General features: G+C 62.5%; 20 protein-coding genes. 13 read left to right on the forward strand and 7 right to left on the reverse strand.

Features of this window, described 5'->3' with window-relative positions:
* The first annotated feature begins 73 nt into the window (after positions 1-73).
* Positions 74-283, forward strand: a complete 210-nt coding sequence (locus tag RYH74_RS14340; RefSeq protein WP_003254922.1) for a cold-shock protein — start codon at positions 74-76, stop codon at positions 281-283.
* Between the two features lie 184 nt (positions 284-467).
* On the opposite strand, the gene apbC is transcribed toward RYH74_RS14340, so the two are convergent.
* Positions 468-1562, reverse strand: coding sequence for an iron-sulfur cluster carrier protein ApbC (apbC, locus tag RYH74_RS14345; protein WP_317409622.1), 1095 nt, complete (start codon positions 1560-1562; stop codon positions 468-470).
* A 158-nt stretch (positions 1563-1720) separates the two neighbouring features.
* Between apbC and metG the strand changes: the two genes are divergently transcribed.
* The 7 genes from metG (at position 1721) to RYH74_RS14380 (ending at position 7485) form a co-directional block, all read left to right on the forward strand.
* Positions 1721-3760, forward strand: coding sequence for a methionine--tRNA ligase (gene metG, locus RYH74_RS14350; RefSeq protein WP_317409623.1), 2040 nt, complete (start codon positions 1721-1723; stop codon positions 3758-3760).
* A gap of 165 nt (positions 3761-3925) precedes the next feature.
* Positions 3926-4474 carry an Rnf-Nqr domain containing protein gene (locus tag RYH74_RS14355; RefSeq protein WP_317409624.1) on the forward strand — a complete coding sequence of 183 codons (549 nt, stop codon included), beginning with the start codon at positions 3926-3928 and terminating at the stop codon, positions 4472-4474.
* On the forward strand, positions 4471-5445 hold the full coding sequence (locus tag RYH74_RS14360) for an RnfABCDGE type electron transport complex subunit D (protein WP_317409625.1): 975 nt from the start codon (positions 4471-4473) through the stop codon (positions 5443-5445). Before RYH74_RS14355 ends, RYH74_RS14360 begins: the two co-directional genes overlap by 4 nt.
* Positions 5442-6044, forward strand: coding sequence for an RnfABCDGE type electron transport complex subunit G (locus RYH74_RS14365; RefSeq protein WP_317409626.1), 603 nt, complete (start codon positions 5442-5444; stop codon positions 6042-6044). The genes RYH74_RS14360 and RYH74_RS14365 overlap by 4 nt, the downstream gene beginning before the upstream one ends.
* The gene (locus RYH74_RS14370; protein ID WP_108481803.1) at positions 6037-6561 is read left to right on the forward strand and encodes an Rnf-Nqr domain containing protein; all 525 of its coding nucleotides are present in this window, start codon (positions 6037-6039) and stop codon (positions 6559-6561) included. Before RYH74_RS14365 ends, RYH74_RS14370 begins: the two co-directional genes overlap by 8 nt.
* 4 nt (positions 6562-6565) lie before the next feature.
* A complete protein-coding gene (gene nth / locus RYH74_RS14375) occupies positions 6566-7204 on the forward strand; it encodes an endonuclease III (RefSeq protein ID WP_025340388.1) in 639 nt (212 codons plus the stop codon).
* A gap of 104 nt (positions 7205-7308) precedes the next feature.
* On the forward strand, positions 7309-7485 hold the full coding sequence (locus tag RYH74_RS14380; RefSeq protein ID WP_003258006.1) for a PA3496 family putative envelope integrity protein: 177 nt from the start codon (positions 7309-7311) through the stop codon (positions 7483-7485).
* Positions 7486-7528: 43 nt separating this feature from the next.
* On the opposite strand, the gene RYH74_RS14385 is transcribed toward RYH74_RS14380, so the two are convergent.
* A complete protein-coding gene (locus tag RYH74_RS14385; RefSeq protein ID WP_023660944.1) occupies positions 7529-8149 on the reverse strand; it encodes a response regulator transcription factor in 621 nt (206 codons plus the stop codon).
* Between the two features lie 365 nt (positions 8150-8514).
* Between RYH74_RS14385 and RYH74_RS14390 the strand changes: the two genes are divergently transcribed.
* Positions 8515-8997 (forward strand): hypothetical protein, encoded by a 483-nt coding sequence (locus RYH74_RS14390; RefSeq protein ID WP_317409627.1) that lies wholly within the window; start codon positions 8515-8517, stop codon positions 8995-8997.
* A 58-nt stretch (positions 8998-9055) separates the two neighbouring features.
* Here the strand turns inward: RYH74_RS14390 and RYH74_RS14395 are convergent, their stop codons facing one another.
* Together RYH74_RS14395 and RYH74_RS14400 are read right to left on the reverse strand one after the other, a co-directional pair.
* A complete protein-coding gene (locus tag RYH74_RS14395; protein ID WP_013973956.1) occupies positions 9056-10273 on the reverse strand; it encodes an argininosuccinate synthase in 1218 nt (405 codons plus the stop codon).
* A gap of 505 nt (positions 10274-10778) precedes the next feature.
* Entirely contained in the window at positions 10779-11738 is a 960-nt protein-coding gene (locus RYH74_RS14400; RefSeq protein WP_317409628.1) for a flagellar protein MotY, read from the reverse strand.
* 130 nt (positions 11739-11868) lie between these two features.
* Between RYH74_RS14400 and pyrC the strand changes: the two genes are divergently transcribed.
* Both pyrC and rnt read left to right on the forward strand, forming a co-directional pair.
* Positions 11869-12915, forward strand: a complete 1047-nt coding sequence (gene pyrC, locus RYH74_RS14405) for a dihydroorotase (RefSeq protein WP_015271562.1) — start codon at positions 11869-11871, stop codon at positions 12913-12915.
* Between the two features lie 59 nt (positions 12916-12974).
* On the forward strand, positions 12975-13586 hold the full coding sequence (rnt, locus tag RYH74_RS14410; protein ID WP_230388460.1) for a ribonuclease T: 612 nt from the start codon (positions 12975-12977) through the stop codon (positions 13584-13586).
* Positions 13587-13745: 159 nt separating this feature from the next.
* Here rnt and RYH74_RS14415 read toward each other — a convergent pair whose 3' ends face one another.
* On the reverse strand, positions 13746-14348 hold the full coding sequence (locus RYH74_RS14415; protein ID WP_003254945.1) for a peroxiredoxin: 603 nt from the start codon (positions 14346-14348) through the stop codon (positions 13746-13748).
* Positions 14349-14572: 224 nt separating this feature from the next.
* Between RYH74_RS14415 and RYH74_RS14420 the strand changes: the two genes are divergently transcribed.
* On the forward strand, positions 14573-14791 hold the full coding sequence (locus RYH74_RS14420) for a bacterioferritin-associated ferredoxin (protein ID WP_003254947.1): 219 nt from the start codon (positions 14573-14575) through the stop codon (positions 14789-14791).
* 200 nt (positions 14792-14991) lie between these two features.
* Positions 14992-15465: a bacterioferritin gene (bfr, locus tag RYH74_RS14425; RefSeq protein WP_003258014.1), complete on the forward strand. Its 474-nt coding sequence runs from the start codon at positions 14992-14994 to the stop codon at positions 15463-15465.
* Between the two features lie 57 nt (positions 15466-15522).
* On the opposite strand, the gene grxD is transcribed toward bfr, so the two are convergent.
* Positions 15523-15858, reverse strand: a complete 336-nt coding sequence (gene grxD, locus RYH74_RS14430; protein WP_003254949.1) for a Grx4 family monothiol glutaredoxin — start codon at positions 15856-15858, stop codon at positions 15523-15525.
* A gap of 91 nt (positions 15859-15949) precedes the next feature.
* The gene (locus tag RYH74_RS14435) at positions 15950-18058 is read right to left on the reverse strand and encodes a molybdopterin-dependent oxidoreductase (protein WP_075046145.1); all 2109 of its coding nucleotides are present in this window, start codon (positions 18056-18058) and stop codon (positions 15950-15952) included.
* Positions 18059-18165: the final 107 nt, after the last annotated feature.

An 18165-nucleotide genomic window follows, 5' to 3' on the forward strand; every position in this document is an offset into this window, starting at 1 on the left:
TCTGCTCTCTTTGCGCTCAGTCCCGGCCAGGGTTTTTCCTGACCGTTATCAAATTGTCCAAGGAGACAGAAAAATGTCCAACCGTCAATCCGGTGTTGTTAAGTGGTTCAACGATGAGAAAGGCTACGGCTTCATCACCCCTCAGTCGGGCGACGACCTGTTCGTGCACTTCAAAGCCATCCAAGCTGACGGCTTCAAAACCCTGAAAGAAGGCCAGGCTGTTACTTTCGTCGCTACCCGCGGCCAGAAAGGCATGCAGGCTGAAGAAGTTCAGATCGCCTAAGTCGATCGAAGCTTCCTAGCTTTCAAAAAACCCGCCTTCCGGCGGGTTTTTTATGCCTGGCCGAAAGACCGAGCCGGCCTCTTCGCGGGTAAACCCGCTCCCACAGGGACAGCGCGGTACTTGAAGGCTGCGCTGTACCTGTGGGAGCGGGTTTACCCGCGAAGCAGGCGACTCGGTCTGCCAGTCAATCTTCGCTGATGGTAATGCTAGGCATCGCCGGCGCAGCAGCTTCCTGCAGCACGATCCGCGCGCCCACCTGGCGGGCCAGTTCCTGATAAACCATGGCAATCTGGCTTTCCGGCTCGGCGATCGCCGTCGGCTTGCCACTATCGGCCTGCTCGCGGATCAGCATCGACAGCGGCAACGACGCCAGCAGGTCGACGCCATACTGGCTCGCCAGCTTCTCGCCACCGCCTTCGCCGAACAGGTGCTCGGCATGGCCGCAGTTCGAGCAGATGTGCACGGCCATGTTCTCCACCACGCCCAGCACCGGGATGTTGACCTTGCGGAACATCTCCACGCCCTTCTTGGCATCCAGCAAGGCCAGGTCCTGTGGGGTGGTGACGATCACCGAACCGGCCACCGGTACCTTCTGCGCCAGGGTCAGCTGGATGTCACCGGTGCCCGGCGGCATGTCGATCACCAGGTAATCCAGGTCGTCCCAGGCGGTCTGGGTCACCAGCTGCAGCAGCGCGCCGGAAACCATCGGGCCACGCCATACCATCGGCGTGTTGTCGTCAGTCAGGAACGCCATGGACATGACTTCCACGCCATGGGCCTTGATCGGCACGAACCACTTCTGCTCGCGAATCTGCGGGCGGGTGCCTTCGGCGATGCCGAACATCACGCCCTGGCTGGGGCCATAGATATCGGCATCGAGAATACCCACCCGCGCACCCTCGCGGGCCAGCGCCAGGGCCAGGTTGGCCGCGGTGGTCGACTTGCCCACACCGCCCTTGCCCGAGGCCACGGCGATGATGTTCTTGACATTGGCCATTGCCGGCACCTGGGCCTGGGCCTTGTGCGCGGCCACCACGCAGTCGATCGACACCTGGGCACCGCTGACGCCCTCGAGGTTGCCGATGGCGGCCTGCAACACCTGGGCCCAGCCGTTCTTGAACAGCCCTGCGGCATAACCCAGCTGCAACTGCACGCTGACCTGCCCGCCCTGGATATCGATGGCGCGCACGCAGCCGGCGCTGACCGGGTCCTGGTTCAGGTAGGGGTCGGTGTACTGGCGAAGCACGCCTTCGACGGCGGCACGGGTGACGGCACTCATGGAGACTCCCAATGGCAAACTGAATGTAAAACAGACGCCTATCCTAACCCGTCAATCGTCAGCAGATGCGCATGCGGGGTGAAATATCTTCGCCAGCCCTTTATAGTGGCCGATCAACCTCATTTTTACCCCGTCGCCAGATAAGTAGCCGAGCCACCATGTCCGAGCCACGTCAGATTCTCGTCACCAGCGCCTTGCCCTATGCCAACGGATCGATCCACCTTGGCCATATGCTCGAGTACATCCAGACAGACATGTGGGTCCGCTTCCAGAAGCTGCGCGGCAACCAGTGTATCTACGTCTGCGCCGACGACGCCCACGGTTCGGCCATCATGCTGCGCGCCGAGAAGGAAGGCATCACCCCGGAACAGCTGATCGCCAACGTCCAGGCCGAACACAGCAGCGATTTCGCCGACTTCCTGGTGGATTTCGACAATTTCCACTCCACCCACAGCGAAGAAAACCGCGAGCTGTCGAGCCTGATCTACGCGCGCCTGCGTGACGCCGGGCACATCGCCACCCGTTCGGTGACCCAGTACTTCGACCCGGAAAAGGGCATGTTCCTCGCCGACCGCTTCATCAAGGGCACCTGCCCCAAGTGCGCGGCCGAAGACCAGTACGGCGACAACTGCGAAAAATGCGGCGCCACCTACGCGCCCACCGAGCTGAAGAACCCCAAGTCGGCGATCTCCGGCGCCACCCCGGTACTGCGTGATTCCCAGCACTTCTTCTTCAAGCTGCCGGACTTCCAGGCCATGCTGCAGCAGTGGACCCGTAGCGGCACGCTGCAGGACGCGGTAGCCAACAAGCTGGCCGAATGGCTGGACTCGGGCCTGCAGGAATGGGACATCTCCCGCGACGCGCCGTACTTCGGCTTCGAGATCCCGGGCGAGCCAGGCAAGTACTTCTACGTGTGGCTGGACGCACCGATCGGCTACATGGCCAGCTTCAAGAACCTCTGCGCACGCCGCCCGGAGCTGGACTTCGACGCGTTCTGGAACGAGGGCTCCAAGACCGAGCTGTACCACTTCATCGGCAAGGACATCGTCAACTTCCACGCCCTGTTCTGGCCAGCCATGCTCGAAGGCGCCGGCTTCCGCAAGCCGAGCGCGGTCAACGTGCACGGCTACCTGACCGTGAACGGCGCCAAGATGTCCAAGTCGCGCGGCACCTTCATCAAGGCCCGCACCTACCTCGACCACCTGCAGCCGGAATACCTGCGTTACTACTACGCGGCCAAGCTGGGCCGTGGCGTCGATGACCTGGACTTGAACCTGGAAGACTTCGTGCAGAAGGTCAACTCCGACCTGGTCGGCAAGGTGGTCAACATCGCCAGCCGCTGCGCCGGTTTCATCCACAAGGGCAACGAAGGCGTGATGGTGGCTGGCGATGCCGCACCGGAGCTGACCGAAGCCTTCCTGGCGGCCGCCCCGTCGATCGCCGACGCCTATGAAGGCCGCGACTTCGGCCGTGCCATGCGCGAAATCATGGCGCTGGCCGACCGCGCCAACGCCTGGATCGCCGACAAGGCCCCATGGTCGCTGGCCAAACAGGAAGGCAAGCAGGATGAAGTGCAGGCCATCTGCGCCCAGGGCATCAACCTGTTCCGCCAACTGGTGATCTTCCTCAAGCCGGTGCTGCCGGTACTGGCCGCCGACGCCGAGGCCTTCCTCAACGTGGCACCGCTGACCTGGAACGACCACCTGTCGCGCCTGGAAAACCACCAGCTGAACCCGTTCAAGGCGCTGATGAGCCGTATCGAACCGGCCAAGGTCGAAGCCATGGTCGCCGCCAGCAAGGAAGACCTGCTGGCCGCCGAAGCCAAGGCCCCGGCCGGCAACGGCGAGCTGGCCAAGGACCCGCTGTCGGCGGAAATCGAGTTCGACACCTTCGCTGCCGTCGACCTGCGCGTTGCACTGATCGTCAAGGCCGAAGCCGTGCCGGGTGCCGACAAGCTGCTGCAACTGACCCTGGACATCGGTGACGAGCGCCGCAACGTGTTCTCCGGCATCAAGTCGGCCTACCCCGACCCGTCCCAGCTGGAAGGCCGCCTGACCATGATGGTGGCCAACCTCAAGCCACGCAAGATGCGCTTTGGCGTGTCCGAAGGCATGGTCATGGCGGCCGGGCCTGGCGGTGAAGAGATCTACCTGCTGAGCCCGGACAGCGGTGCCAAGCCGGGCCAGCGCATCAAGTAACGAAACCTGCTGAACCTTGTGGGAGCGGGCGTGCCCGCGAAACTGACTACGCGGTGCATGGCACCGGCGTTGCTGGTGTTCGCGGGCTCGCCCGCTCCCACAATGACTCCGGCCCCTTGATGCCAAACCCGGACAATCGCCCCGATTCCCGGCTATCGTCAACTCATGAGCGACTACATCCTGGTCCTGATCAGCGCTGCGCTGGTCAATCACCTGTGCCTGCAAAAACAGCCACTCGCAAGGCTGCACCTCCATGTGCACGGCCTCGCCTGCGCACTGTGCATTGCCTTGGGCGTGATCGGCGCACAACTACTGGTGCGCGGGGTGCTTGCCCCGCTGCAGGCCCAGGACCTTGCCCTGTTCCTGTTGCTGCCCTGGCTGGCCGTGCTTGCCTGGGGCGTGCCATGGCTGCTGACAAGGTGGCGCCCGAGCTGGCCGGTGACGCAACTGCCCGCGCTGCTGTTGAGCAACGCGGTAGTACTGGGGCTGGCCCTGCAACAGGCAAGCGACGACAGCACATGGCTCGCTATCTTGCTGCAAGGCCTGCTGGCCGGCGGCGGCTTCTGGCTGGCGTTGGTGCTGTTCGCCGACCTGCGCCAGCGCAGCGCTCATGCCGACGTCCCGGGGGCAATGCGCGGCCTGCCCATCGAACTGCTTGGGGCCGGGGTAATGGCCATGGCGTTTTCCGGCTTCAACGGGCTGTTCGCCCAATGACCGCCAAGCCCGACCCGCGGCTACGCACCAGCATGGGCCTGGTGTTGCTGGCCTGCGTACCTGGCCTGCTGGCGCTGTTCTGGCTGCATGGCTGGAGTTTGCTACTGAACCTGTTGCTGTGCGCCAGCGCCGCGCTGCTGTGCGAGGCGCTGTTGCTTACCTTGCGAGCACAACCGCTGCGCACGGCGCTGAACGACGGCAGCGCGCTGGTGACCGCCGTGCTGCTGGCCGCCGCCCTGCCCACCCTGGCGCCCTGGTGGTTGCCTGTGGTCGCAGCCAGTGTTGCCATCGGCATCGGCAAGCAGGCCTTTGGCGGGGTCGGGCGCAACCTGTTCAACCCGGCCATGGTCGGCTACGCCTTCGTGCTGCTGAGCTTCCCGTTGCAGATGAACCATTGGCCAGGGCCGGCACCAGGCCTGCTCGACAGCCTGCAGCTGGTGTTCGCCGGCGGCGAGCAGATCGATGCCTGGGCCCGGCCGACACTGCTCGACGGCCTGCGCCACAACCGCAGCCTGACCATCGATGAACTGTTCGCCAGCCACCCGGGCTTTGGCAGCATCGGAGGGCGGGGCAGCGAATGGGTCAACCTGGCGTTCCTGCTGGGCGGACTGTTTTTGCTGCAACGCAAGGTGATCAGCTGGCATGCGCCGGTTGGCCTGCTGGCAGGGTTGTTCCTGTTCAGCCTGCTGGGCTGGAATGGGTCGGGTTCGGACTCCAACGGCTCCCCCCTGCTGCACCTGTTCTCCGGCTCGACCATGATGGCGGCGTTCTTCATTGCCACCGAACCGGTGTCCGGCCCCCGGCAGGAGTGGGCGAAGCTGGGGTTTGGCCTGGGGGCGGGCCTGCTGATCTACCTGATCCGCACCTGGGGCAGCTACCCGGACGGTACGGCGTTCGCCATCCTGCTGATGAACCTCATGGCGCCGAGCCTCGAACGCCTGGCTTTGCAGCGCCAGCAGGTTGCACGATGAAACGCCTGGTACGTGATGTGGGCCTGCTGCTACTGACCGGGGTACTGGCACTGTCGGCCACCCTGGCCTGGCGACACTGGACCAGCGCGGCCATCGCCGACGCCGAGAAGCAACTGAATAGCCGTCAGCGGCTGGCAGTGCTGCCAGAAGGCAGTTACGACAACCAGCCCCTGGACAGCCCGCTGCCCAGGCCCGCCGCACAGCGGCCAAACAGCCGTATCCTGGCAGCTTACCGGGCGACGCTGGCGGGCAAGCCGGCCGCCATCATCCTGGTCACCCAGGCCCAGGGCTATGCCGGGCCGATCGTGCTGAGCGTGGCCATCACCGCGGACGGCCGGCTGATCGGCAGCCAGGTAGTCGAGCAACAGGAAAGCCCCGGGCTGGGTGCACGCCTGGGTGATCCGCAGCTGAACTGGCTTGGGCAATTTGCCAACCGCCAGTTGGGCGATCGCTGGGCGCTGAAGCGCGACCAGGGCGACTTTGACCAGTTGGCTGGCGCAACCGTGACCTCACGGGCGGTGATCGGCGCGCTGCAGGAAGCGCTGAGCTACTTCGATGAGCAGCGCAGCGTATTGCTGGAGGGCGGCTCTCATGAATAGGTTCTACCTGCTCGGCGCAAGCCTGGTGCCCCTGTTGGGCGCCACCCGAACACTGAGCGAAGGCGCCACCATCGGCGTGTGTGCGGTGCTGATGAGCAGCCTTCACCAGCTGTTGCTGGCCCCCCTGCGCCAGCGGCTTGCCACCTGGACCTATGTGCTGGCCAGCCTGCTGCTGTTGGCGGCCCTGGCCAGTTGCCTGCAACTGGCACTGCGTGCCTGGCTGCTGCCAGTGGCACTTGCCCTCGGCCACTATCCCGCACTGCTGTGCCTGCAATGCCTGGCCACTGACCACCTGCTGCCCGATCAAGGGCGCTGGCGCCTGCTCGCCGGCCACCTTTGTGCGCTGCTTGCCACATGCCTGCTGCTCGGCGCCAGCCGCCAATGGTTGGCCGACGGCACCGGCCTGCACCTGGCCAGCCTGGCCCCGGGCGCCTTGCTACTGCTCGGACTGCTGTTGGCCTTGTACAATCGCCTGCGTCCGGGCCCCGCCCAACCACGTCGTCAAGGAAAGCTCTGATTTCATGAATGCCGCCAAACGCCTGGAGATCTTTCGCAGGCTGCACGAAGACAACCCCGACCCGAAGACCGAACTGGCCTACACCACCCCGTTCGAACTGCTGGTCGCCGTGACACTGTCTGCGCAGTCCACCGATGTCGGCGTCAACAAGGCCACCGCACGCCTGTTCCCGGTCGCCAACACCCCCGAGGCCATCTATGCGCTGGGCGTCGAAGGCCTGAGCGAGTACATCAAGACCATTGGCTTGTACAACAGCAAGGCCAAGAACGTCATCGAAGCCTGCCGACTGCTGATCGAACGCCATGGCAGCCAGGTACCGCAAACCCGCGAAGCCCTGGAGGCGCTGCCCGGCGTGGGCCGCAAGACCGCCAACGTGGTGCTCAACACGGCGTTCCGCCAGCCAACCATGGCGGTGGATACCCATATCTTCCGGGTCAGCAACCGCACGGGTATTGCACCAGGCAAGACGGTGCTGGAAGTGGAGAAAAAGCTGATCAAGTTCGTGCCAAAGGATTACCTGCTCGACGCCCACCACTGGCTGATCCTGCACGGGCGCTATGTGTGCCAGGCACGCAAGCCGCGCTGCGGCAGTTGCCGGATCGAAGACTTGTGCGAGTACAAGCACAAGACCTCCGACGATTGAGTCGATAGCTGGAAACCACCTGCAGCGATTGAAAAAATCTTTTTTACCAGCGTCTGCTTTCTGGTTATAAGGACGGCCAATGGCCCCTTGGCTTGGAGCGACTCATGAGTAGCGATAAAGACGACCTGTCGATCGAAGATGATTTTGTTGCCGCGGATGACGAAGCGGAACCCCAGGTGGAAACCGCAAAGACCAACCTGAGCAAGCGCCGCACCATCGACAATATGCTGGAAGAAAGGCGCCTGCAGAAGCAGCTGGCCGACTTCGACTACGATCTGTAACCCTGGCAAAGCCTCCTGGCTGGAGGCTTTACGGCCTTGGCGGTCAGTTCAACCCTTGCCGCTGCGCCAGCTCGATCAGATCGACCAGCGAGCGCGCATTGAGCTTGAGCAACAGGCGCGACTTATAGGTACTGACCGTCTTGTTGCTGAGAAACATGCTGTCGGCAATCTCCTTGTTGGAACGCCCTCGCGCCAGCTGTTGCAACACGGTCATCTCGCGCGCCGAGAGGCGGTTGACCATATCCGTCTCGCTTCCGCCCCTGCCACGTGACACATGCAAGGCCTGGTTGGGGAAGTAGCTGTAGCCCGACAGTACGGCCTTGATGGCGCTCAGCAGCTCGGTGAGTTCCTGCTGCTTGCACACATACCCCGCCGCCCCCGCCTGCATGCAGCGCATCGAGAAGTTGCCGGGGGCCTGCGATGTGAGCACCAGCACCTTGCTGCCCGGGCTGAAAGTTGTCATGCGACCGATCACCTCCAGGCCATCCAGCTTGGGGATACCGATATCGAGCACCACGATATCCGGCAGATGTTGCCGTGTGAGTTGCAGCGCAGCCACCCCGTTGTCGGTTTCCGCCACGACGTCATACCCATGCCGCTCCATCAGCATGCGTACGGCCAGGCGTATGACCGGATGATCATCCACGATAAGCACTTTATTCATGCGATATCCATTCATTGCTTTTGCTTTGGCCCGCCAAGATAACCTACAGAACGCTTACTGGCGCGGTGATTTACCGGCGAAATATATGAACAGATAGAACCTACAACACTTACAGAAATTTCCTACACTCAACTGATGCACTTGTAACAATCAAATTCCCTGTTACCGAGTGAACGGTATCACCGGCCGGTAAAAGTGCACCAGTTGGAAACCGGCCGACACCTCAGGAAATATTCAGCTCAAATGCACTGAACAAACACCGTCATCAGGATTTCAAGCGATTATTCTCACCCGGGAAACAATCCAGTCTTTAGTTGAGCATCGCCGTAAGGTAAAGATGTGCAAAATCGCTGGAGACGACCCATATGCACCAAGTACAGCCTGTCGCCCCGCTGACGATCATTGCCATCTTCGCAGGGATTATCGAAGCCTCCGCCCTTGCCACATTGCCGTTTCTCAGCGAATCCAGCCAAAAGCTCTATACCTGGTTCCTGGTGGGCTTCCCATTCTTCCTGACGGCACTGTTCTTCCTCACGCTCAACTTCAATTACAAGTCGTTCTACGACCCTTCATCAAACAGGACGGCAAATGACAACACGTCGACACAGAGCGATGTGGCCAAACATGCAACGCCCGGTAATACCAGCGAAGCGCTGCAGGGCGAGCCTGTCACATTCATGTTTTCCGGCCCCGATGCCTATCGCATGATGGAGCAGCAATTGCTGTCCGCCCTTGCCCAACCGCCGCAGCAAGCGCGCACGTGGCGCTTTTGCAACCTGGATAGACGCCAGTGCGCACAACTATCGATCAGCGCGCTTGATGGACAGCAGGCGAACGACGGCCATTGATATCACAGACAAAAAAAACCCCGGCCTGGGCCGGGGTTCTTGTTTCACATGCCAGCGATCAGAGCAGCGAGCGGCCCTTGTTGGCAGCAATGCGCATACGCAGGGCGTTGAGCTTGATGAAGCCCGCTGCGTCCGCCTGGTTGTAGGCGCCGCCATCTTCCTCGAAGGTAGCGATGTTGGCATCGAACAGCGAGTCGTCCGACTTGCGGCCGACAACGGTGACGTTGCCCTTGTACAGCTTCAGGCGTACCACGCCGTTCACGTTGACCTGCGAAGCGTCGATCATCTGCTGCAGCATCAGACGCTCCGGGCTCCACCAGTAGCCGGTGTAGATCAGGCTGGCGTACTTCGGCATCAGCTCATCCTTCAGGTGAGCGACTTCGCGGTCCAGGGTGATCGACTCGATGGCACGGTGGGCCTTGAGCATGATGGTGCCGCCTGGGGTCTCGTAGCAGCCACGCGACTTCATGCCGACGTAACGGTTCTCGACGATGTCCAGACGGCCGATGCCATTGGCACCACCGATACGGTTCAGGTCGGCCAGGACGGTGGCCGGGGTCTTCTCGACACCGTCGATGGCAACGATGTCACCGTTGCGGTAGGTCAGCTCGATGTAGGTAGCCTGGTCCGGGGCGTTCTCGGGCGAGACGCTCCAGCGCCACATGTCTTCTTCGTGCTCGGTCCAGGTATCTTCCAGGACACCGCCTTCGTAGGAGATGTGCAGCAGGTTGGCGTCCATCGAGTACGGCGACTTCTTCTTGCCGTGGCGCTCGATCGGGATGCCGTGCTTCTCGGCGTAGTCCATCAGCTTCTCGCGGGACAGCAGGTCCCACTCACGCCATGGGGCGATTACCTTGACGCCTGGCTTCAAGGCGTAGGCACCCAGTTCGAAACGCACCTGGTCGTTGCCTTTGCCGGTGGCGCCGTGGGAAATGGCGTCGGCGCCGGTTTCGTTGGCGATTTCGATCAGGCGCTTGGCGATCAGCGGACGGGCGATGGAAGTACCCAGCAGGTACTCGCCCTCGTAGACGGTGTTGGCGCGGAACATCGGGAACACGAAATCACGCACGAATTCTTCGCGCAGGTCGTCGATGTAGATCTCTTTAACGCCCATTGCCTGGGCCTTGGCACGAGCCGGCTCGACCTCTTCGCCCTGACCCAGGTCAGCGGTGAAGGTCACCACTTCGCAGTTGTAGGTATCCTGCAGCCACTTGAGAATCACCGAAGTATCAAGGCCGCCGGAATACGCCAGTACGACCTTTTTTACGTCCGCCATGCCATCACTCCACGGGGTTGTACGGAAAGGGATCGATTCTAACGACGTTACGGATAAATTTACAGTGGGGCGACAGCTTCTGACGACAAAGCGACAGGAAGTTTCGGAAGGGCGACGGGAGAATAGTATCAGGGCCCCAAGGTGAATGCCTTGACCTGTACAGCGCCTATGAGATCGAGCGCCGCCCGCGCGGCGCATCGCCGGCAAGCCGGCTCCCACATCTGTTTCGGGCCAGTTACTCCTGCCTCCTGCGCACTCGCACCCTGGGGTGCATGGCTGGAGATTGCAGAAGAGCAGCAGCGCTACCTTCGATATCGTGTCGTACAAACAAGGGGTCGCGCGCGCCAGGCACAGAAGAGACTGGCCCGAAACAGATGTGGGAGCCGGCTTGCCGGCGATGCGCCGCGCGGGCGGCGCTCGGTCTCACAGGCGCCAAAAATGTTGTGGCGGACACCTGTAGGCCCTGATGCAATCCCCTGCCATGTACCCGGCAACCAACCCGATCTCAGGGCGCCTTCGCCCCCGGCGCGGCAGCAGCCGGACTGGCTGGCGCTGGCGTCGGAGCAGCAGGCGCCGCCTGCTCAACCGGCTTCTCCACCGGTTTTTCAACCACCGCCACCCGATCCAGTTCAATATTCACCCGACGATTACGCGCCCGGTTGGCAGCATTGGTGTTCTTCGCCAATGGGTAACGCTCGCCGTGGAAACGCACGGTAATCTGCTCTTCCGGAACGCCATGGGCCTTGAGGTAGTCGGCCACCGCCAGTGCCCGGCGGCGCGACATGTCGCGATTGGTCAGGCGGTTGCCACTGTTGTCGGAGTGGCCGTTGAGCTCGACATGGTTCACCGTCGGGTCAGCCTTCATGTAGTCGAGGATCACGTCCAGCCGCGCCTTGGCCGCACCATCCAGCTCGAAGCCGCCCCCGGGGAAGCCCACCTGGGTCTGGCGCACCTGGTCGTAATTCATCGGCAGCAGCTTGCCGGCACAGGCCTGATAGTCGCTGTAGGCCTTGGCGAAGCTGACCGGTAGCACACGCACTTCCATCGGCCTGCCCGCCTCGCCGGCGTAATTGCGTACCACCGTGCTGCGCCCATCGAGCAGGCCGTTGATCAGGCGGCTGGCCTGGCCCTGGGACGAACTGAACAGCACCCCGGTGCGAGCCATGCGCACGCTGCCCAGGTTGATGTCGCTGCGCCCGGGTTGCCACGGCGCAGCGGCTGCCAGCAAGGTGGCCGTGCCCGCACCCAGTACATTGCTGTCCGAACGCAGCTGGAACACCGGCTGCTCGCCCGCGCGGCGCACGAACTCGCCGCTGCCGAAGCCGTCGATCGGCTGGATCAGCCGGCACTCGAACTGGTCACCCTCGACCTTCCAGGCGATGTTCTCCATGCGCGTCTGGAAGGTCAGCGCGCCGGCCGGCAGGCTGGCGAACAGGGTCAACAGGGCTAGGTAACGCTGGCGCACGGGCGGCTCCACAAATTCTGACGGCTTACCTGCAGGCTATCGGACGCCTGCCGGAAAACTTGATAGCCGTGCTCCACCCAGGGTTTTCCGGTAGCATTGGGGCTTGAGTTCGACCCGCCTGGAATCCCCAATGTCCGATCGCCTGACCCTCCTGCGTCCCGACGACTGGCACATCCATCTGCGCGATGGTGCCGTCCTGCCCCACACCGTTGGCGACGTGGCGCGTACTTTCGCCCGTGCCATCATCATGCCCAACCTGGTTCCGCCGGTACGCAATGCCGTCGAGGCCGGCGCCTACCGTGAGCGCATCCTGGCCGCCCGCCCGGCTGGCAGCCGCTTCGAGCCGCTGATGGTGCTGTACCTCACCGACCGCACCAGCCCCGAGGACATCCGCGCGGCCAAGGCCAGCGGTTTCGTGTACGCCGCCAAGCTGTACCCTGCCGGCGCCACCACCAACTCCGACTCGGGCGTGACCAGCATCGACAACATCTTCCCGGCCATCGAGGCGCTGGCGGAAGTTGGCATGCCGCTACTGGTGCATGGCGAAGTGACCCGCAGCGAGATCGACGTGTTCGACCGCGAGAAGCGCTTCATCGACGAGCACATGCGCCGTGTGGTCGAGCGCTTCCCGACGCTGAAGGTGGTGTTCGAGCACATCACCACCAGCGATGCCGCGCAGTTCGTCACCGAGGCCCCGGCCAACGTCGGCGCGACCATCACCGCGCAGCACCTGCTGTACAACCGCAACCACATGCTGGTTGGCGGCATTCGCCCGCACTTCTACTGCCTGCCGATCCTCAAGCGCAACACCCACCAGGTAGCGCTGCTGGACGCGGCCACCAGCGGCAACCCGAAGTTCTTCCTGGGTACCGACTCGGCCCCGCACGCCCGTCACGCCAAGGAAGCCGCCTGCGGTTGTGCCGGTTGCTACACCGCCTACGCGGCAATCGAGATGTACGCCGAAGCATTCGAGCAGCGTAACGCGCTGGACAAGCTGGAAGGCTTCGCCAGCCTGCACGGCCCGGCGTTCTACGGCCTGCCGGCGAACACCGACACCATTACCCTGGTCCGCGAAGAATGGACCGCCCCGGACAGCCTGCCGTTTGGCGAGCAGACCGTGGTCCCGCTGCGCGCCGGCGAAAAACTGCGCTGGCGCCTGCTGGAGGAAAACGCGTGAGCGAAGACCTCTACGAAGACGACCTGGACACCCAAGGCAGCAGCGGCTCGCGCCACCCGATGGCCGAGCGCTTCCGCGGCTATCTGCCGGTAGTGGTAGATGTTGAAACCGGCGGCTTCAACAGCGCTACCGATGCCCTGCTGGAAATTGCCGCTGTCACCATCGGCATGGACGAAAAGGGCTTCCTGTTCCCCGAGCACACCTACTTCCACCGGGTGGAGCCATTCGAGGGCGCCAACATCGAGGCGGCCGCGCTGGAGTTCACCGGGATCAAGCTGGACCACCCGCTGCGCATGGCGGTCAGCGAGGAAAGTGCGCTGACCGACATCTTCCGCGGCGTACGCAAGGCGCTCAAGGCCAATGGCTGCAAGCGGGCGATCCTGGTCGGCCACAACAGCAGCTTCGACCTGGGCTTCCTCAATGCAGCGGTAACGCGCAATGACCTGAAGCGCAACCCGTTCCACCCGTTCTCCAGCTTCGACACCGCTACCCTGGCGGGCCTGGCTTATGGCCAGACCGTACTGGCGCGGGCCTGCCAGAGCGCAGACATCGACTTCGACGGGCGTGAGGCGCATTCGGCGCGTTATGACACCGAGAAGACGGCCGAGCTGTTCTGCGGCATCGTCAACCGCTGGAAAGAGATGGGCGGCTGGCGCGATTTCAACGATTGAGTTGAAAAAGCATTCGCGGGCATGCCCGCTCCCACAGGTACTGCAGTGGCCTCAGCCATTGTGGGATTTCTGTGGGAGCGGGCAAGCCCGCGAAGAGGCCGGCACAGGACGGCACAAAAAAACCGGCCACAAGGGCCGGTTTTTTCATGCGCTTGGCAATTACAGCTTGCCAGCGTTCTCGCTCAGGTAGGCAGCAACGCCTTCCGGCGAAGCGTTCATGCCTTTGTCGCCTTTTTTCCAGTTGGCAGGGCAGACTTCGCCGTGCTCTTCGTGGAATTGCAGGGCGTCGACCAGGCGCAGCAGCTCGTCCATGTTGCGGCCCAGTGGCAGGTCGTTGACGATCTGCGAACGGACAACACCGTTGGTGTCGATCAGGAAGGCACCACGGAAGGCCACGCCGCCTTCGGACTCGACGTCGTAGGCCTTGCAGATTTCGTGGGTCATGTCGGCAGCCAGGGTGTATTTGACCTGGCCGATACCGCCGTTGTTGACCGGGGTGTTACGCCAGGCGTTGTGGGTGAAGTGCGAGTCGATCGACACGCCGATCACTTCCACGTTGCGCGCCTGGAAGTCAGGGATGCGGTTGTCCAGGGCGATCAGCTCGGACGGGCAGACGAAGGTGAAGTCCAGCGGGTAGAAGAACACCAGGCCGTACTTGCCCTTGATGGCCGAAGCCAGGTTGAAGCTGTCGACGATCTCGCCATTGCCCAGCACGGCCGGAACGGTGAAATCGGGGGCTTTCTTACCAACGAGTACGCTCATTGTAATCTCCTGATGAGGGTGAAAAACCGTTTGCCGGGCCAGACGGGCTTGCCCGACATCCAACAAAGGCCGACCATCATACACGGCTTCTGGTGACAGGCCGACTCCAACGACGAAGCAACCGCCGGTCGCTCAAGCACGGCCCTTTCAGAAACTCCTTTGACAAGCATTCTCATTAACATTAAGCTCCACCCCATCGAGCCCACCAACGATGGTCAGCCTTTATGTATGTGTGTCTTTGTGTCGGCGTTACCGACGGACAGATCCGCGATGCGATCTATGAAGGATGCTGCAGCTACAAGGAAGTGCGAGCCGCGACCAATGTCGCCAGCCAGTGTGGCAAATGTGCCTGCGTGGCCAAGCAGGTGGTCCGCGAGACCCTGACCGAGCTCCAGGTCAGCCAGGCAGCCCTGCCCTACCCCGTGGAATTTACCGCGGCCTGAAAACCCAGAATTCGAAGAACCGGAGCTTGCGTCCGGTTTTTTATGCCCGCAATTCAATAAGTTAGCGCTCCAACGCGGTTCACAAACATTCTTATTTCCATTAATTTTCACTTATTATTCAAGAACTTAGGTTTGACACTCCTAAGTATCGGGCTCAAACTTCACTGTATTGGCACACTTCTACAGGGCAGGAACCCGACATGAAAGGCGACGTAAGCGTCATCCAGCATCTCAACAAGATCCTCGGAAACGAGCTGGTCGCGATCAACCAGTACTTCCTGCACGCACGCATGTACGAAGATTGGGGCCTGAACAAACTCGGCAAGCACGAGTACAAGGAATCCATCGACGAGATGAAGCACGCTGACAAACTGATCAAGCGTATTCTCTTCCTCGAAGGCATCCCCAACGTCCAGGACCTGGGCAAGCTGCTGATTGGCGAGCACACCAAGGAAATGCTCGAATGCGACCTGAAGATCGAACAGAAAGGCCTGGTCGACCTGAAAGCAGCCATCGCCCATTGCGAAACCGCTGGCGACTTCGGCTCGCGTGACATGCTCGAAGACATCCTCGAGTCCGAGGAAGAACACATCGACTGGCTGGAAACCCAACTGGGGCTGATCGACAAGATTGGTATCGAGAACTACCTGCAGTCGCAGATGGGCGAAGAATAAATATTCGCCCCATGAAAAAACCCGCGATGAGCGGGTTTTTTCATGCTTGCCGGAAATTCAGGCTTCGGAAGCCTTGGCCTTGGCAGCCGCTTCCTTGATCAGGGTCTGCAGCTCACCCTTTTCGAACATTTCCAGCATGATGTCGCTGCCGCCGACCAGCTCACCGGCTACCCACAGTTGCGGGAAGGTCGGCCAGTTGGCGTACTTTGGCAGGTTCGCACGGATTTCCGGGTTCTGCAGGATGTCGACGTAGGCGAACTTCTCGCCACAACCCATCACGGCCTGCGATGCACGCGCAGAGAAGCCACACTGCGGGGCATTCGGCGAGCCTTTCATGTAAAGCAGAATGGTGTTGTTGGCAATCTGCTCTTTGATCGTTTCGATGATATCCATGTAGCACCTCGGCTGAACTTTCCGACGCGGTCGTCGGCACGGTGACGCATTGTATCGGAAAGCCGAGCAGCATGCTCGGCCTTACCGTTCCTTACGCGGCCTCTACCTGCACGGGTACGCCATTGAGGGCGGCATTGCCGGAAACCTGATCACGCAGGCGCTCATCGGTGAGGTCGTTGGCGCTCACGCCAGGTTGCGCCTGGGCGGTCTGCATGTGCACGCCCCGACGAGAGTGACCGAAGCCATGGGGCAGGCTCACCACGCCCGGCATCATGTCCTCGCAGGCCTGCACCTCGACTTCAAGCTCCCCGGTACGCGAGCGGATACGAACCCGCTGGCCGTCCTGCAGCTGCCGCTGCTGCAGGTCCTGCGGGTGCATCAACAACTGATGTCGCGGTTTGCCTTTCACCAGCCGATGAAAATTGTGCATCCACGAATTGTTGCTGCGTACATGGCGACGGCCGATCAGCAGCAGTTCGCCCGGCGTCGGAGGGGCTTGTTGCGCCAACCGCCCCAGGTCGTCCAGCAGCACCTGGGGCGCCGCTTCGACAGCCTTGCTGGCAGTCGTCAGGCGCGCTGCGAGGTTGGCGCGCAATGGCCCCAGGTCGAGGCCATGCGGGTGCTCGTCCAGCGCTGCCAGCGACAACTGCCAGGGCGTCGCTTCACCATAGCGCCCCTTGCGCAGGGCCAGGTCGATCATCTGCGCTGGCGCCCAGGTCGGCTTCAACTCCAGCTCGGCGCGTTTGGCGAACGCTTGTGCCAGCCCGACGAAAATCTCCCAGTCATGCAATGCCCCTTCGGGCTTGGCCAGGACCGCCCGATTGAAGCGGGTCACGTTGCGCACGGCCAGCAAGTTGAACGTGGAGTCGTAATGGTCGTTTTCCAGCGCCGAGGTGGAGGGCAGGATCAGGTCGGCATGGCGGGTGGTTTCGTTGATGTACAGGTCGATGCTGAGCATGAACTCCAGCCCCTCCAGCGCCACATCCAGCTGGCGGCCGTTGGGCGTGGACAGCACGGGGTTGCCAGCCACCGTCACCAGCGCGCGCACCTGCCCTTCGCCGGGTGTCAGCATTTCCTCGGCCAAGGCCGCCACGGGCAGTTCGCCGCCGTACTCGGGCAAGCCCGACACCCTGCTCTGCCAAGCGTTGAAATGGCCACCCGAGGTGGTCGCCACCAGGTCGACGGCAGGCTCGGTGCACAACGCGCCGCCTTCACGGTCAAGGTTGCCGGTCACCAGGTTGATCAGTTGCACCAGCCAGTGGCAAAGGGTGCCGTAGGCCTGGGTCGAAACCCCCATGCGGCCGTAGCACACCGCCTTGTCGGCCGCGGCGAAGTCCCGTGCCAGCTGGCGGATGTCTGTCGCGGCAATGTCACAGTGCGCACTCATGGCCTCCGCGCTGAACGGCGCGATCGCTTCGCGCACCTGCTGCAGACCCGCGACCGGCAAGTGCGAGCCGCGCGCCAGGCCTTCAGCGAACAGGGTGTTGAGCAAGCCACACAACAAGGCCGCATCCCCTCCAGGGCGAATGAACAGGTGACTGTCGGCCATCGCCGCCGTTTCGCTGCGTCGCGGGTCCACCACCACCAGGCGCCCACCCCTTGCCTGCAGGGCTTTCAGGCGTTTTTCCACGTCCGGCACGGTCATGATGCTGCCGTTGGATGCCAGCGGGTTGCCGCCGAGAATCAGCATGAAACCGGTCTGGTCGATGTCCGGAATCGGCAGCAGCAGGCCATGGCCGTACATCAGGTGGCTGACCAGGTGCTGGGGCAACTGGTCCACCGAGGTGGCAGAGAAGCGGTTGCGGGTTTTCAGCAGGCCCAGAAAGTAGTTGCTGTGGGTCATCAGGCCGTAGTTGTGCACGCTCGGGTTGCCTTGGTACACCGCCACGGCATTGCGCCCATGGGCCTGCTGGATCGCCCACAGCCTGTCGGCGGCCAAGGCAAAGGCCTCGTCCCAGCCGATGGCATGCCAGTGCTCGCCCACCCGCTTGTGCGGCTGGCGCAGGCGGTCGGGGTCGTTCTGGATGTCCTGCAGGGCCACGGCCTTTGGGCAGACATGGCCGCGGCTGAACGGGTCCTGGGGATCGCCCTTGATCGAACTGATCAGCGCCCGCCCGTCGTCGTCATGGCTCACTTCGATGTTCAGCCCACAGATCGCTTCGCACAGGTGACAGGCACGGTGATGCAGGGTCTTGGTCATGGCCGCCTCTGCCTTGTTGTCATGGAGGATGTGTAGAGGGTTGTCGAACATCGACTATGCGCCCAGCCCCCGCCGCCGGCCAGCGCGCTTCGCGGCGTGAATCCACC

Source organism: Pseudomonas sp. LSJ-87, from assembly GCF_032971465.1.
Taxonomy (GTDB): domain Bacteria; phylum Pseudomonadota; class Gammaproteobacteria; order Pseudomonadales; family Pseudomonadaceae; genus Aquipseudomonas; species Aquipseudomonas putida_Z.

Excerpts from the sequence above, each read along its gene's own strand:
- RYH74_RS14340 (WP_003254922.1), top strand. The coding sequence starts at position 74 with ATGTCCAACCGTCAATCCGGTGTTGTTAAGTGGTTCAACGATGAGAAA.
- apbC (WP_317409622.1), bottom strand. The coding sequence starts at position 1,562 with ATGAGTGCCGTCACCCGTGCCGCCGTCGAAGGCGTGCTTCGCCAGTAC.
- metG (WP_317409623.1), top strand. The coding sequence starts at position 1,721 with ATGTCCGAGCCACGTCAGATTCTCGTCACCAGCGCCTTGCCCTATGCC.
- RYH74_RS14355 (WP_317409624.1), top strand. The coding sequence starts at position 3,926 with ATGAGCGACTACATCCTGGTCCTGATCAGCGCTGCGCTGGTCAATCAC.
- RYH74_RS14360 (WP_317409625.1), top strand. The coding sequence starts at position 4,471 with ATGACCGCCAAGCCCGACCCGCGGCTACGCACCAGCATGGGCCTGGTG.
- RYH74_RS14365 (WP_317409626.1), top strand. The coding sequence starts at position 5,442 with ATGAAACGCCTGGTACGTGATGTGGGCCTGCTGCTACTGACCGGGGTA.
- RYH74_RS14370 (WP_108481803.1), top strand. The coding sequence starts at position 6,037 with ATGAATAGGTTCTACCTGCTCGGCGCAAGCCTGGTGCCCCTGTTGGGC.
- nth (WP_025340388.1), top strand. The coding sequence starts at position 6,566 with ATGAATGCCGCCAAACGCCTGGAGATCTTTCGCAGGCTGCACGAAGAC.
- RYH74_RS14380 (WP_003258006.1), top strand. The coding sequence starts at position 7,309 with ATGAGTAGCGATAAAGACGACCTGTCGATCGAAGATGATTTTGTTGCC.
- RYH74_RS14385 (WP_023660944.1), bottom strand. The coding sequence starts at position 8,149 with ATGAATAAAGTGCTTATCGTGGATGATCATCCGGTCATACGCCTGGCC.
- RYH74_RS14390 (WP_317409627.1), top strand. The coding sequence starts at position 8,515 with ATGCACCAAGTACAGCCTGTCGCCCCGCTGACGATCATTGCCATCTTC.
- RYH74_RS14395 (WP_013973956.1), bottom strand. The coding sequence starts at position 10,273 with ATGGCGGACGTAAAAAAGGTCGTACTGGCGTATTCCGGCGGCCTTGAT.
- pyrC (WP_015271562.1), top strand. The coding sequence starts at position 11,869 with ATGTCCGATCGCCTGACCCTCCTGCGTCCCGACGACTGGCACATCCAT.
- rnt (WP_230388460.1), top strand. The coding sequence starts at position 12,975 with ATGGCCGAGCGCTTCCGCGGCTATCTGCCGGTAGTGGTAGATGTTGAA.
- RYH74_RS14415 (WP_003254945.1), bottom strand. The coding sequence starts at position 14,348 with ATGAGCGTACTCGTTGGTAAGAAAGCCCCCGATTTCACCGTTCCGGCC.
- RYH74_RS14420 (WP_003254947.1), top strand. The coding sequence starts at position 14,573 with ATGTATGTGTGTCTTTGTGTCGGCGTTACCGACGGACAGATCCGCGAT.
- bfr (WP_003258014.1), top strand. The coding sequence starts at position 14,992 with ATGAAAGGCGACGTAAGCGTCATCCAGCATCTCAACAAGATCCTCGGA.
- grxD (WP_003254949.1), bottom strand. The coding sequence starts at position 15,858 with ATGGATATCATCGAAACGATCAAAGAGCAGATTGCCAACAACACCATT.
- RYH74_RS14435 (WP_075046145.1), bottom strand. The coding sequence starts at position 18,058 with ATGACCAAGACCCTGCATCACCGTGCCTGTCACCTGTGCGAAGCGATC.